Source organism: Thalassotalea ganghwensis (genome assembly GCF_053485795.1).
This window is the reverse complement of sequence record NZ_JBQRUM010000024.1, coordinates 14,556-28,455: the sequence shown is the minus strand read 5'-3', so window position 1 is coordinate 28,455 and position 13,900 is coordinate 14,556. Positions and strand designations below refer to the sequence as shown.

Sequence of the window (13,900 nt, the reverse complement as noted above, 5' to 3'; positions counted from 1 at the left end):
CGATGTAGCTGCGTATATGCGCTATTACAACTTAGAAAGGCTTCATACTGCTAACGGTGATCTGTCACCAGTAGAGTATGAGCTAAATTCCTTAAGAAAAGTGTCCTGATTTAGTTGCGCAGAACATAATATCAGTAGCTAATAATAAAGGACAATAATGGCATTAAAAAATTGGATTGCGTCTTATTCTGGATGTGACGGTGGTAGCCCAGATCTAAGCGAGATTTGGTTTGTTGGCATTGAGTGGGGATTTGCAAAAGTTAATGGTCAAACAGACAGAGAGCATTTTAAAGCTGTAGCTGATTACCATAGCGGTGGTATGTCAAAAGCTATTAAATTGGGTTATGCAGATCCTCATGATAGTGAGTACGTTGTTGGTGACAATATTGATTATACCTTTGGCAGAAATTCAGCGAAGTTAATAACGGCTGTTAAAGGGTATAACGTTAAAAACTACAACACTGTTGTGCATGAAATTGCAAATTCAGAAGTCTTTAAACTGAACCTTTATCCTATCGGTCTACCAAACACTGAAGATAATTTATGGGGAACGTTTAATTTAGATAGGTTAACGGGGTTAGCGACAAAACAAGAATATCGAAACTATTGTAAAGAGCATCGATTCCCGTTTTTTAGAGAAGAGTTTAACAAACATAAGCCAAGACTAATACTTTGCACGGGGACTTCTTATATAGAAGATTTCGCTTCATGTTTCTTAGGGATCGATAACATCTCTGAATTGACATGTGAGGAGTTGACAGACGTATCCCTCAAAAATAACAAACCTAGAAAGCTATATTGGAAGTGGGCTTCTGAAAACACATTATTCGCAACAGTTCCTTTTATGACTAACCCTTCAGGTCTTAACAGCCACAGTCTATTGCAGCAATTCGGTACCAGAATTAAAGAGATTCTCGATGAAAAATATGAATGATGAGTTAAGAAAGCTTTATGAAAGTAAGTGGCAGGCATTGATTGATGGAGTAAGTCAGTTAAAGAGTCAGGCAGCTAGCCCTTTGTTGATCAAAGTCAAAGACAGTTACATGCATGCAGATTTAAGAGTTATGATAGTAGGGCAAGAAACAGATAAATGGTTCGGTTGTTTTAATGAAACGCAGCTAGGTATTCAGGAATTGATGGATGGATATTTCAAATACTTTTATCAAGTGTCTAAAAATGGAAAAGAGAGAGGCAAGCGAGCCTTTTGGAATGATAAAAATTTCAGCTTTTTTGAAAAATATATAAATGTTCAAAATAAAGATATCGAATTCGTTTGGAACAATATTTCGAAAATAGGTGCAAATGGAAGGGGCAAGCCTCCAAAAGACATTTGGGATCTAGAAAAGTCGTCTTTTGATGTGATTAAAGGGGAAATTGAAATACTCAAACCTGATTTGATTTTGTTTACGACGGGAAAGCGAGATAGCTATATCAAATTTCACTGTGGAAATAATACCCAATTTCTTCCAAAGCTTTACTTTGAAGGCAGCACTCTCGCTAAGCAAACTCACAATTTAATTGCAGAGGTACAAATGGAGTATTTTCCTGATATTTGTGCTATTAGAGTTGAACACCCTAATAGAAGAACTTTGGCCAATAGTGTGATCATCGAGATTATTAAGCAATGCTGGGATGAAAAACTATCTTAATGCTTTCTATTTGAACGACCACGAACATCATATCTAGTTGGGTTAATCCTAGCTAGAATCATCAGGTTCGACTTATACGAATTAATAGCAGTGCCAGTCGCTATGTCCAATTAACTGAATCAGTTGCTTATTAAGCTATAAATTATGTCAGTTAGGAGTTATTAGGTAACTCTTCTCTTGCTGCGTTAAGTTGATTAATTTTCTCTTGCCACCTAATAATTGTTGGCACATCAATATAATTAGGTGTTGGTAGGTTTATCTCGCTATCAGTAAAAGCTAAATCATCAGTGTAATTGGTTGGCGAGGTATTCATGGACTTGTTTTCCTCAATGCTTGTTGAAATGCCAGATGCAACGATTAATATTTCAATCTCATCTGCCATCTCTGGACAATGCGTAACGCCTGCAATAACTAGCCCCATATTGGTTTCTAATTGATTGTTAATTTTGTCCAAAATCCCATTATAGGTTGTAATGGAGATCTCATTTTTACAACAAACTTGGATTATCACGCCTTTTGCTTTACTTATACCTACAAGTTGAACAATAGGGTTATTAATTGCCTGCTCTAGGGCTAAATAAATATCATCTTCTGCTTGGGCTTTACCGACACCTAATACAGATTCTCCTTCAAATGACAAAATTCTTGAGAAATCGTTTATATCGACGTTAATTATGCCAGTTTGTGTGAGCATTGATGCGAGTGAAACAATCAGGTTTCGCAAAATTTCGTTACTGTGAGTAAATGCAGAAAACAATCCAACAGACGCGTCTAAGCTTTGCAATAAAAGGTCATTTGAAAGGGTTATATAAGCTTTTATAGGTTCTCTTAATTCTAAAATACCTTGAATAGCGTAATTCATACGCATTTTACTTTCAGATTCAAATGGTAGAGTAACAACTGCGATGCTTGGGATGTTTAGATCCCTAATGAGTGAAGCTATAAATGGTACGGCTCCAGTTCCTGTGCCTCCACCAAAACCAGCAGTTATGATTATTACATCGCTTCCTTCAATAACATTCCTTAGTGTCTCTTCGCTTTCTTGTGCCGCTTTAAGCCCAATTTCTGGGTCAGCTCCTGCACCATATCCGTTAGTTAGCTTTTCTCCAATGAGTATTTTGTTTTTCGTGTTACAATGATTAAGTGCAGCTATGTCTGTATTGACTGCAACTAGATTAACACTTTCTGACAAATTGGCTTGACTCAGCATGTTGAGCGTATTGCAGCCACAACCACCTACACCAATAACAGTAATAAGTAATTTGGGTCTACTTTGTATTAGTTCGTTCATAAAAACTCCTAAGTATTTGGAGAACTATAAACGGCTATTGCGTCAAAATATGACGCATTTAAATCTGCTATAGAGGACAATATTTTATAAAAAGTGATAAGAACCTCTTGTTAATTTGTCGCTCTGCCCATCTCAAATTTGTTTTTAGCTATATTTCATTTTTGGCATTTCTCTTTAGCAAAACTTTAAATAAAAAATTTTCAAAAAAATTCAATTTTTTTGCGTTTTATTAGCGATTTTTAATAAAACTGATAAAAGTATTTATTGGTGTAAATTGCTTATTCTATAACGGCTGTGGTCTCATATATACGTCATTACTTAAAGAGGTATTTAATGAAAAACGTAAAAGACAAAATTATTGAAGAGCAAATCCAAGACTTAGTTAGTAACGGTAAAATCGGTAAGCATTTAATTGCTTCAAATTTGTATTTGCATGTTAAGGACATTAATAAAGCGCATTGGTATTTTCGCCGGAGCTGGAAAAAAAAACGAGTAGAACGGAAATTTGCAGTTTATGGTGAAAACAATCCCTATTTTATGGATTACATGCAGGCATTAGCACATGTAAATGAACTTCAAACGGGTTTCTCCGCTGGAAAGAATCCATTCAAATCTGACCACGCATTAATTCGAACATTTGATGACTTGGTTCAGTCATATTGGAGCCGGACTAAATGTGAGTATACCAAACCAAAGCAGATTTACTTAAAGGATATAGGGCCTGCCATTGGTGATACAGCCATTACTGATCTAACACGAATTGATTTAGAAAATGTTGTTATAGACATCGTAGAAAGTGATCGCTTAAGTGTTGCTGAATTAACGATATCATTATTTAAAAAAGCAATTGGTTATGCGTGCACGCATAAGCTATTAATGGAAAATATTGCTTATGAATTAAATATTGATTTCTTTTTAGATAAAGCCAACCGTAAGAAGAAAAAGACACGAAGATTGGCTTTGACTGAGAAAAAAATTGGTAAGTTTTTTCACACAGTTCAGCAATTTCCAGAACAAGCACCTTTGCGCTCACAAATAGCCATAGCGTTATATATGATCTTCGGCTTCAGAAAGAATGAGCTATTAAGAGCAAAATGGGAGGATTTTGATCCTGAAGACAGAGAGCTAACGGTAAGGCCTACAAAGGTTGGTGAGTTCGATGAGCTAACTGTAAAAGTGCTCCCACTTTTAAATTATTTAAAAGCGCAATCAAAAGGCTCTGATTATCTTTTTCCTGCTGCTTTGAATTCAAAAACACCTTACTTATCTGATGGGGCGCTTAATAAAATGATCAATAAATTTTACGGTAAACACCGCAGATTTCATAACCCATTAGGAAAAGCTGGTGTGCCTAGATTTACGATTCATGATTTACGACGCACTTTCACTACGATGGGTTCAGAAGAGGGTTTTAAAAAAGAGGTAACTGATAGAGCATTAAATCATTTTAAAGAAAAAGATGAGAGAGCGTACAATTTGGGACGACAATTTAAAGCACGAACTAAGCTTTACAAAAAGCTTGCGGATATTATTTTGCCAATTAGTAACCTATTAGAGCAAATTCCAGAGGAGGAACTAGATTTACCGATGGCAGCATAAAACAAAATTAACACTTCTAAATTCGCAATAGCTAACAGTCAAAAATTGACAGACAAATTGCGACAAAATTAGTATGTAGAGACAAATAACCTTAAAAATAAACTTCTACATCACTAATTTGAGCCTAAATTATTATGGCTGACCCCATACCTTTTTCGAAATTACTTCAACGTTTTTACTTATTCACATAAGAGTGTCGAAGTTGGACGGTCCAAAAAAGTATTGTGTACACATATACTCAATATTCAGAAAATGTTAACTGAACATCATAAGTTATTTTACTTAATCTATTAAAATATAAGCACTTTATGTGCTATACTTCGTATGTATTGAGTGGTGGTTACCGCGTTTTGATGGTGACCAAAGTGGTGGTTTTTCTGTATCCCTATTAGCTGAACCCTTTATATATCAATGACTTGAAGGCCAATTCCATGTTTAGATCCAATACATCGAATAAATCCTATCAACGGGCAGCTCTCCTAAGCTGCCCATTCTTTTGAAATTTAGCTTACCTTTACTTCTTACCTTTATAAAAAATCTTGTTGGTAATCTTCCATTGTCCATCCACTTTCAGTAACAGGAAGTAGTCAGTGAACAGTCTATCGCCTGACGTAATCGTCGCTTTAGCCATGGCGCTGTTACCTGTTACATCAATAGCGACGATTTTTCCGACGCGATCATTGCTTTTACCAGGATTAATGTTGCTGATGTAGTCAGTACCTTGCCAGCGTTTGAACTGCCCTTCAGGGGCAATATATTGCAGTTCTAAGCTCGGCATAAACGCCTTTTCAACTAACTCGGGCTTACCTTGCGAGGTACCGTCAAAATACCATTGAATGGTTTGGCTAATTTGGTTGATATCGTCGTTAGCGAACGCCTTCGATGGAATGAGTAGGGCGATTGTCGTTATGATGGTGATAATTAAGCTTTTCATAGGGCTTCCTTTTCGTAAACATTAGTAATAAGGTGCAACACATTAAATTTGTGCTTTGTAGTGCTTAAGATTAAATTAGCGTTTAGCACAGGTCGTTAACTTGGGATGACCAAAGATGACCTTTCATGACCTTTATTAAAATCAATAAGTTAGTTAACACGGAATTGCCATGCGCTGGGATCTAGGTGAGTTTATTTTTGATGCTCACGTCAATGTTTTATATCAAAATGAGCAAGAAATTATTTTAGAGCCAAAAGTTGCTGAGCTGCTCAATTATTTTTGCCAACATCCACAGCGAGATATTAGCCGTGATGAACTGATGACAAATGTTTGGCAGGGGCAAGTGGTTAGTGATAGCGCAATTAATCGGATTATCGTGAAACTGCGTAAAGTACTAGCAGACAATCACAAAATAAAACGTTTTGTCGTTACCGTGCCGAAAGTGGGCTATCGATTTGCTTACCCTGTTGTTGAAGCTGGCTCTGAACTCGCGCGAAATGAAAAAGAAAAATCTGCCAATAAGCCATTGCCTTTAGTGTCAACGCAACAATCATCAAACCTATTCCCGCTGGTTTCCGCTATCGTTGTTACTGTGATACTGATAATTACTTTGTTTGCGTTTTATGGCAATGAGTCGCGCGAAGGTGCCAACAAAAATGCCAACGTGACACCGTTATTGCGTTTAGCAAAACGGCAATATCATGGCGCGATGTCATTAGATGGCAACTACCTAGCGTATGTTACCCAAGAGCAAAGTAACAACCGGTTGCATGTGTTAAATCAAACAACGGGTGAAGTCTCGATTGTTAGTCAAGAAAACGGCGAAGCGAGTAGCCCATACTGGTCAGATAGCGGCGAAAAATTGTTTTATATTTACCGTAGTCAGCAGGGATGTCAGTTTCATGTTATAACCCTTATTAATGGGGAGTTTGACAAGCCTAACATGCTCTATCAATGTCCGAGGAATAGTTTTACCGAACTTAGTTATGATGATGCACGTAATACACTTTATTTTGTTGAACGCGCTGATGAATATGCACCTTATCAGGCATATCAGCTTAATTTAACCACTGGCGCTAAGCAGTTACTATCGCAGCCATTCGCCAATGGTGATGGTAACTATTCAATCAATCGTCATCGACAGTCTAGTCAATTGTTACTGCTCAGTGAGCAGGAATATGGTCAAATCCATGCATATCGTGTCGACGCGAAAGAAGCAACGTTTGAGCGTTTGTTAACCCTGCCTTATCGAGTGCAAACGGCAGTCTGGGACCATGAGATGTTGGGCATTGTTCATCCTGGGGAGCACCCATCATATAATTTAGTGCGCAGTGATTTACGCACTGGTCAGCAAGTGACGATATTGACCGATTCGCGCCGCATTCGAGATGTTAATCGTATTGAAAATGGTCGAGATTATCTTTTTACGTCCTATATCAACAACCGCGACATAGCGATTTCAGGTAAAGTTGTTGATGAGTTGAATTCCTCAGTGATGGATTACTTACCTGCCTATGCTCATGATGGTGAACAACTGGCGTTTATTTCTAAGCGCAGCGGTTATAGTAAATTATGGATCAGTAATGTAGCCGGAGAATTATTTTCAATTGAACCCGCTGAGCGCGGCCGTTTATATTTTGATTTGAAATGGTCCTATGATAATCGTTACATTTTAGCCAATACTGATTCTGGCTTGCTGTTATACGATGTTAAGCAACGCAAAGCTGAGCCGATAAATCAGATAACGAGTCAGCCCTACGTCATTGGTTGGTTAGATAATCACACATTGTTTTTTACCGTGAAACGTGGTGAGCAATGGCAGTTGCAGCAGCATCATTTAGCCACCAATACATTGTCTGATATTCAACTAGACTGGGCATTTATTAGTGCTAATCGTGAAGATAGATCACAGTGGCTTTATATTGACCAACAGATGGTGCCACATTGGCAGCAGCAAACGATTGATACGCAAAAATGCCCTGAAGTGTTGCAACGAAAACGCATCACCTATGTGTTGGAGGAGGGGGATCTTTATTGTCGCTCCGCTTATCGAAATCAGATCTATAAGGTGAATCTTGCTGGTGACTACAACATTTTTACTGAACAGCGCTATGTACCGCCAGTGTTTGATATTTCAGGTGAGGATTGGGTTAGTTGGCAAGTAACGTCTAATTTCAATGATTTATTGAGAACTAATTTTTAAGTGGAAGTCATTAATAGTCACAAAAAGTTCGTTTAGGGTAATGAAACTAGCTCATCGATAACGGAGTATCTTCCTGAATTTTTATTTTGAATATTTAGGAGTTATTGATGAGTTTTGGAATAAAGCGGCTTATTACCACGCTGATATTGTTGGGTGGTTTACTTTCAGGTCAAAGTGATGCAGCACTGCAACAGAAAGTATTATTTATTTTATCCGCGGATAAACATGGGTATTTTTTACCGGAGGTGGTTGAGCCATACCAAGTATTGCTTGAGCAAGGTTTTATTGTTGATTTTGCCAGCCCGAATGGCGATAAAGGTTATCCCGCTGCGGAAAATCAATTATCTGACAACGAGCAAGCCTACTACAAGGGGTTATTAGCGCAAGGGGCGATCACTCAACCTAAAAAGCTCGCAGATATTGATGCCAATGATTACTTGGCGTTTTACGTACCGGGCGGTGCAGGGCCAATGTTTGACTTAGCCGATAACCCAGACGTGCAACGTCTAACCAAAGAGTTTTTAAGGCAAGATAAAATTGTTGCCGCGGTGTGCCATGGCCCAGCAGCGTTTGTTAATGTCAAACTCGACAATGGTGAATACCTAGCAACTTCGCGCAAAATCACGGCAAAATCAAATGATGAAGAAGGGGATTGGGCTAGAGCAAACTATCCATTTTTACTGCAAGATAAGTTTGAAAGCCAAGATGCTCAATTTCGTTTCGCTAAACCAAACCAGCCTTTCGTGATTTATGATCGAGGTGTATTAACGGGGCAAAACCCAGCATCAGCAACACCCGTTGCTCAGCGATTGGCGCAATTATTGAAGGGGAGTTAGCACCGTTTTTATCGCTAAGCGGCAACTATTTATTGCTTGCCGCTTAGCGCTTAATGAATGTTGGCGTTACTCAGCAAACCAATTGCCAATTTCTTGATACACTTCTTTGTTATAACGTTTGAGGTTATGGCTTCCGTTTGGGTAAATCACTAGCTTATGAGGGCGATTAAGTTGGGTGAGTTTATCAGCCATAATCTCCGCTTGGCTAACATCAACGCGCTTATCAGCATCGCCATGAAGCAATAAAATGCTAATGTTCTGGTCGAGTTTTTCTACCCAATTTATTGCAGAACGTTTTTCTATTTCTAACGCTTTGTTCTTTGAATAGTTTGGGATACGGTATTGATAAACACGCTCCATCTCTGGACGATATTCTAGTGCTTTGGCGAGATCCGAATTTCCCGCCCATATCACGAGCTTGTTAATGTCACTTCGTTCTTTTGCTACCATGTAACTCGTCATGCCACCTCGGCTTACTCCCACCATGTTAATTTTTCCTGGCTGAACTTGTGGCAACTGTTTAGCGATATCTATCAGGTTATGAACGTCGTTGAGATCTTTACCACCAAACTCATCTTGCTCTCGATATTGGCTACCAATAACAATTGCGCCTTGTTTCACCAATGGGAGTTGTTTGAGTATTTGCATAGGGGTTTGTTTACCAAAGTTCCCATTGCCACCACGATTGAAAACAACTAAGGGCTGTTGATGAGAGAGCTTTTTTGCCGCTAATAAGAATCCTTCAACCTCAATACCGTCTGATAGGTAATTGACCAGCCAGCATTGCATGTTGTCCTTAAGTTGTTGGTATTTTTGTTCTGGAAATCCAGAAGCAAGTTTTTCATAAGTTAGGTTAGCCATATGACGTTTATAATTGCGCTTAAATTGAGCCAAATTGTTTTGGATGAAGGTGTGATAACCATTTTCACCATCAGCAAAGCATGAGGTGACTTTTGTCACACCTTCGATTGCATCGATCGCTGTCGCGATTGAATTGTCTTTGGCGTAGACTAGGCTGGTTAGGGCGATTGACGCCGCAATTATACAGTTTAGTAATCGTTTCATTGTTTGTTGTCTCAAATTCAGTTATTGCTTGTGGAATATGATATTTCGATAACGAACGTTTCAGGGTATTATTCGACGAACGATGAAATTACATCGGTAAACGGTTACCCTGCTATCGATGAACGGACGGATATGAAAAATAGTTTCTCAACACGGTTAAACCGTTATTTTCCATTTGCACTTCACGGTGTTGTATTGGTCATCCTTGTAGCATTGTCTTTGTTCGTCAGTTATGCCGTTAAAGGCAGCATTGTTCCTGATAAGTTCTTTTTCAATCAAGCTGGGCGGGGGTTAATAATTAACATTGCCTATTTTTATCTCGTTTATGGCTTATTGAGCATTAAAATCAGCCATCAGCGTTTGATACGTTTGCTAGTTAGTGTCTTGCTTTGGTTAATTGCGATAACCTTGACGGTGTGGTTGGACAGTATGCGCCTTTCTCAATATCAGGTTGAAGTTACCACAGAGCATTATTATTACTTTTTACTGGTTAATGGTGTGGTAAAAAGCTTTTTTGCGATATGCTCTTTTTGTACTTGGGCCGTGGTTAATCTGGTTCGACAAAAGTTGCGATACAACCAGCTAGAGCTTAATGCGTTGCAAACTCAGCTAGATCTATTGAAAAGCCAAACCAACCCTCATTTTTTATTTAATACTTTAAACGCACTATACAGTAAGGCTTACACTGAAAAGCAACATCAATTAGCAGAGAGTATTGGGCAACTATCATCATTAATGCGATATACCTTGATGCAAAGTGATAAAAATTGGGTCTTACTTGAGGACGAAATTGACCATCTAGAAGCTTACATTGCGCTGCAAGAATTGCGGTCTAATCGAAATTGCTTAATTAACTTTAACTATGGGCCAATCGCTGCAGAAGTTAACATTCCACCGATGTTATTAAACCCGTTAGTTGAAAATGCGTTTAAGTATGGACTATGTGACCAACAAGCATCAGAAATCACGATAAATTTATCGGTAACGAATAACCAACTTACCTTTGAAGTGATAAACTTCGATCTCAGTAGCCAGATAAAAAATAGTGCTACATATCAGCCAAGTGGTTCTGGATTGAATAATCTTCGTCAAAGGTTGGCGCTATTATTTGAGCAAAACTTCACGCTGTCGACGAAAAGTCAAAATGGATTATTTCACGCGAGGTTAACGATTCCATGTCAATAAAATTGGTATTGCTTGACGACGAACAGCATGTCATCGATTTACTTAGTGAATACTGTCAGCAACTAGCGGACGTAGAATTACTTAAAACCTTCAACAACCCGATTGATGCTTTGCAGTTTGTCAACTCACAAGCGGTCGATGTAGTTATTTCCGATATTAATATGCCGATGATCTCAGGTATTGAATTTGCAAAGTCATTAACCAAACCCATTAAGGTTATTTTCATTACTGCCCATAGTGAATACGCAGTGAATGCATTTGATTTGGATGTCGTTGATTACATAGTAAAACCGGTCTTATTGCCTCGTTTTATTAAAGCAATCAGTAAAGCGAAGCATGCGATTTCACCTGAAAGTAACACATCCAAAGAGTCTTCAGTTTCGAGTAACCGTTATGTATTTGTTAAAGATGGTGGTGTAAAAAAACGCATCATGTTTGATGATATTTTGTATTTACAAGCACAAGGAGATTACACTGAAATTCATTTAGCAAAAGGCAAGTTATTTATCTTAGGTACGCTTTCCGCATTCCAACAAAGCTTGCCAGAAACTGAATTTATTCGCATTCACCGATCTACAATAGTTAATAAAGCTAGGGTGGATTCGATTGATAAAGATCACCTATATATTGGCGAGAAAGATTTAACTATTGGTAAAACCTATCGCGCCGATATAGATGTGTTGTTCTAACAAATTACCGTAGTTAAGTAGCGTTGATAATCGTCTACGCGATGATGCTTTACCTTACCTTGAGTATCTAAAACAACAAAGTCCGGTTGATTAACCCCATTAAAATGATGACATTGTACTTGCGTATAAGGCGTTTGATCTAAAAAGGTAATGCAGTCGTCTATGGCAAGTGGTTTATCAAAGCTATAACCGCCAATGACATCCCCAGTTAAACAGGTATTGCCACCGAGCATATAGGGATAGGCTCTTTCATTATGTCCAAAACTGCCTTCGGCAATATTAACGTTGTAATCAGGGCTTTCCATAATATCTGGCATATGGTTTTTAGCGCTGACGTTTAAAATGGCGATAGGCATTTCGTTATTCACCAACGACAGCACACGCGCTTTGAGTACACCAACATTGGCAAATACATGCTCACTTGGTTCAATATAAACGTCTAAATTAAAGTCGTTTTGTAAGCCTTTAACCACACCTGCTAGCGTATCGTAGTCATAATCTGGGCGACAAACCATGTGTCCACCTCCCATATTAATTCGTTGCACTTGTTGTAACAGGTTAGGAAATTTTTCTTGTAAAGCAATGACGCAGCTCTTTAAGTCAGCTGCACCTTGCGAGCACAAGGCATGAAAATGCACACCAGTGACACCATATTTTTCGATATCATCTGGTTTAAATTCAGCAGCGGTTATGCCAAAGCGTGAATGTGGCTTATTTGGGTTATAGCCGGCAAAGACATCAGTTTCCATACCGTCATGTTGAAGGTTTAAACGAATATCGATGCTAACGTGCTTTGGAACTCTATGGGCAAAGCGCGCTAAATCTTGATGCGAGTTAAACACAACATGACTGCTATAGCGCATCAGTTCATCAAAGGTGTCTTCATCGTAAGCAGGGCAATAAGTATGAATTTCCCCTTGGTAATGCTCAAAAGAAGAGCGTGCTTCATTTAATGAAGATGCAGCAATACCGTCTAAATACTGATTAACTAAATCAGCTGAGTGAAGGGGGTTATACCCCTTCAAGGCAAGCAATATCTTTAGGCCACAGCTTTCTTTAAATGCCTTTAATTCAGCAAGGTTTTTTTCAAACTGACACTCGTCAAATATATGCGTTGGTCTACGTGGTGCAGCTAAATCCATTAAAGGCTTACCTTATCACCTGAGCCGTTGTATGAGTCTACTTCTAAACCATACTTGTCGGCTAAGTCAGTAAATAGCTCGCTTGATAAGTTAGGTAAATTTTCTGGAACAAATACACCGGTACCGTCATATTGCATTAGCGCATCTAAAAATAGGCATGCTGGTACGCCCGTTGACCAAGCAACCGCGCCAGTTTTTGTATCAGCCCAGCAATCTTCATGTTTCATTCGCCAAACACTGACGAGATCCATTTCGCTAGAACCAACAGCTGAAGACTCAACACGCATACCTGCTGGACCAGTCACTAATGGCGCAACATCACGTGGGTGAGGCATTAATGATGCTAAAAATCGAATAGGAATAATTTCTCCACCTTGACCATCAGAAATTGGCTCAACACCTAGTAAACCCAGATCACGGAATAATTTAAAGTATTTGATGTAGTCTTCGCCAAAACTCATGTAGTTATAAATATTTTTGATATGAGGGAACACCATGTTAATGGTTTCTTGCTCTTCATGATAAATGGTATTAAAGCCTACGGGTTGGTCATCACCAATATTTAACGGGTCGGTGATATGTAAACGCTCTGAAAAAGCAGGTACTTCTGTCCACTCGCCATTTTTTAAGAATTTAGCCGGGTTATCTAGCTCTTTTAAGTTATCTTCTGCGGCAAAGTTAGTTGCCCACGGGTATTTATTTTGTGAGCCGCCGTTGTAATCAAAAATCTTCACGCTTTCACAGGTGCGCTTGTTATCGTGCAAGCGTGTTAACACGTTAGTAATACCTGGTGATCCGCCGCCACCTAATAGTGCTTTTAAACCACGCTTTTCAAATTCAGGTGCTAAGGCTAATTGTTGTTGGTAGCTAAAGCCTTTCGTGTCAAGCTCTTCATAGCAAGCGGTGTCGACATAATGACAGTTAGTTTCTATGGCTAAGGCCATTAATTTCATATCTAAATAGGGAGACCCTAAATTAAAAATAATTTGTGGTTGCTCACCTGCGGTTGATTGAATTAATTGCGCTAACTCGTCAATTTTGTTGTAAATATCTACTTGATGGTAACTAATGTTTGATACCGATAAATCTTGAGCGACGTTCTCGCGCAGTAAATCTAAACCACCTGATCGGTTAGAGGCAACAACAGCAATTGTTTGTGTAGGGTATAATTGTACTAACTTATAAAGTGCTGCTTTCGCTACCTCACCTGTACCGATAAGATAAAGTGTATTTGATGTTAATTGATTTTGAGACATAGCGGTAAAAAACCTTTTAAATTAAGGTGATAAAAACACCCTGTATAAAAA

13 protein-coding genes are annotated in these 13,900 nt (G+C 38.6%); 8 read left to right on the top strand and 5 right to left on the bottom strand.

The genetic code is table 11. The annotated features are described in order from the left end of the window. The 3 genes from ACSLUH_RS18030 to ACSLUH_RS18020 all read left to right on the top strand — a co-directional run. A partial coding sequence (locus ACSLUH_RS18030; protein ID WP_448568195.1) for an IS3 family transposase occupies positions 1 to 109 on the top strand: 109 nt, incomplete at its 5' end. Between the two features lie 48 nt (positions 110 to 157). Next, on the top strand, positions 158 to 934 hold the full coding sequence (locus ACSLUH_RS18025) for a hypothetical protein (RefSeq protein WP_448569599.1): 777 nt from the start codon (positions 158 to 160) through the stop codon (positions 932 to 934). Next, positions 918 to 1,649, top strand: a complete 732-nt coding sequence (locus ACSLUH_RS18020; protein WP_448569597.1) for a hypothetical protein — start codon at positions 918 to 920, stop codon at positions 1,647 to 1,649. The genes ACSLUH_RS18025 and ACSLUH_RS18020 overlap by 17 nt, the downstream gene beginning before the upstream one ends. 151 nt (positions 1,650 to 1,800) lie before the next feature. Here ACSLUH_RS18020 and ACSLUH_RS18015 read toward each other — a convergent pair whose 3' ends face one another. After that, positions 1,801 to 2,940 (bottom strand): cell division protein FtsZ, encoded by a 1,140-nt coding sequence (locus ACSLUH_RS18015; protein WP_448569595.1) that lies wholly within the window; start codon positions 2,938 to 2,940, stop codon positions 1,801 to 1,803. Between the two features lie 333 nt (positions 2,941 to 3,273). Here ACSLUH_RS18015 and ACSLUH_RS18010 point away from each other — a divergent pair, with 333 nt between their 5' ends. Further along, entirely contained in the window at positions 3,274 to 4,539 is a 1,266-nt protein-coding gene (locus ACSLUH_RS18010) for a tyrosine-type recombinase/integrase (protein WP_448569593.1), read from the top strand. A 514-nt stretch (positions 4,540 to 5,053) separates the two neighbouring features. On the opposite strand, the gene ACSLUH_RS18005 is transcribed toward ACSLUH_RS18010, so the two are convergent. Continuing rightward, complete coding sequence (locus ACSLUH_RS18005) at positions 5,054 to 5,473, bottom strand: nuclear transport factor 2 family protein (RefSeq protein ID WP_448569591.1); 420 nt, start codon at positions 5,471 to 5,473, stop codon at positions 5,054 to 5,056. Between the two features lie 169 nt (positions 5,474 to 5,642). Here ACSLUH_RS18005 and ACSLUH_RS18000 point away from each other — a divergent pair, with 169 nt between their 5' ends. Both ACSLUH_RS18000 and ACSLUH_RS17995 read left to right on the top strand, forming a co-directional pair. Further along, positions 5,643 to 7,676: a winged helix-turn-helix domain-containing protein gene (locus tag ACSLUH_RS18000; protein ID WP_448569589.1), complete on the top strand. Its 2,034-nt coding sequence runs from the start codon at positions 5,643 to 5,645 to the stop codon at positions 7,674 to 7,676. A gap of 107 nt (positions 7,677 to 7,783) precedes the next feature. Next, positions 7,784 to 8,512 carry a type 1 glutamine amidotransferase domain-containing protein gene (locus ACSLUH_RS17995; protein ID WP_448569587.1) on the top strand — a complete coding sequence of 243 codons (729 nt, stop codon included), beginning with the start codon at positions 7,784 to 7,786 and terminating at the stop codon, positions 8,510 to 8,512. Positions 8,513 to 8,578: 66 nt separating this feature from the next. Here the strand turns inward: ACSLUH_RS17995 and ACSLUH_RS17990 are convergent, their stop codons facing one another. Beyond that, on the bottom strand, positions 8,579 to 9,577 hold the full coding sequence (locus ACSLUH_RS17990; protein ID WP_448569585.1) for an alpha/beta hydrolase family protein: 999 nt from the start codon (positions 9,575 to 9,577) through the stop codon (positions 8,579 to 8,581). Between the two features lie 30 nt (positions 9,578 to 9,607). Between ACSLUH_RS17990 and ACSLUH_RS17985 the strand changes: the two genes are divergently transcribed. After that, positions 9,608 to 10,762: a sensor histidine kinase gene (locus ACSLUH_RS17985; RefSeq protein WP_448569583.1), complete on the top strand. Its 1,155-nt coding sequence runs from the start codon at positions 9,608 to 9,610 to the stop codon at positions 10,760 to 10,762. Next, positions 10,753 to 11,451, top strand: coding sequence for a LytR/AlgR family response regulator transcription factor (locus ACSLUH_RS17980; protein WP_448569581.1), 699 nt, complete (start codon positions 10,753 to 10,755; stop codon positions 11,449 to 11,451). Before ACSLUH_RS17985 ends, ACSLUH_RS17980 begins: the two co-directional genes overlap by 10 nt. Here ACSLUH_RS17980 and ACSLUH_RS17975 read toward each other — a convergent pair. After that, the gene (locus ACSLUH_RS17975) at positions 11,448 to 12,593 is read right to left on the bottom strand and encodes a type III PLP-dependent enzyme domain-containing protein (RefSeq protein WP_448569579.1); all 1,146 of its coding nucleotides are present in this window, start codon (positions 12,591 to 12,593) and stop codon (positions 11,448 to 11,450) included. The two genes, ACSLUH_RS17980 and ACSLUH_RS17975, sit on opposite strands and share 4 nt — an antisense overlap. Then, positions 12,593 to 13,849: a saccharopine dehydrogenase family protein gene (locus ACSLUH_RS17970; RefSeq protein WP_448569577.1), complete on the bottom strand. Its 1,257-nt coding sequence runs from the start codon at positions 13,847 to 13,849 to the stop codon at positions 12,593 to 12,595. The genes ACSLUH_RS17975 and ACSLUH_RS17970 overlap by 1 nt, the downstream gene beginning before the upstream one ends. Positions 13,850 to 13,900: the final 51 nt, after the last annotated feature.

Coding starts and splice junctions, on each gene's coding strand:
- ACSLUH_RS18020 (WP_448569597.1), top strand. CDS start 918: ATGAAAAATATGAATGATGAGTTAAGAAAGCTTTATGAAAGTAAGTGG.
- ACSLUH_RS17970 (WP_448569577.1), bottom strand. CDS start 13,849: ATGTCTCAAAATCAATTAACATCAAATACACTTTATCTTATCGGTACA.
- ACSLUH_RS17995 (WP_448569587.1), top strand. CDS start 7,784: ATGAGTTTTGGAATAAAGCGGCTTATTACCACGCTGATATTGTTGGGT.
- ACSLUH_RS17990 (WP_448569585.1), bottom strand. CDS start 9,577: ATGAAACGATTACTAAACTGTATAATTGCGGCGTCAATCGCCCTAACC.
- ACSLUH_RS18015 (WP_448569595.1), bottom strand. CDS start 2,940: ATGAACGAACTAATACAAAGTAGACCCAAATTACTTATTACTGTTATT.
- ACSLUH_RS17980 (WP_448569581.1), top strand. CDS start 10,753: ATGTCAATAAAATTGGTATTGCTTGACGACGAACAGCATGTCATCGAT.
- ACSLUH_RS18000 (WP_448569589.1), top strand. CDS start 5,643: ATGCGCTGGGATCTAGGTGAGTTTATTTTTGATGCTCACGTCAATGTT.
- ACSLUH_RS18025 (WP_448569599.1), top strand. CDS start 158: ATGGCATTAAAAAATTGGATTGCGTCTTATTCTGGATGTGACGGTGGT.
- ACSLUH_RS18010 (WP_448569593.1), top strand. CDS start 3,274: ATGAAAAACGTAAAAGACAAAATTATTGAAGAGCAAATCCAAGACTTA.
- ACSLUH_RS18005 (WP_448569591.1), bottom strand. CDS start 5,473: ATGAAAAGCTTAATTATCACCATCATAACGACAATCGCCCTACTCATT.
- ACSLUH_RS17975 (WP_448569579.1), bottom strand. CDS start 12,593: ATGGATTTAGCTGCACCACGTAGACCAACGCATATATTTGACGAGTGT.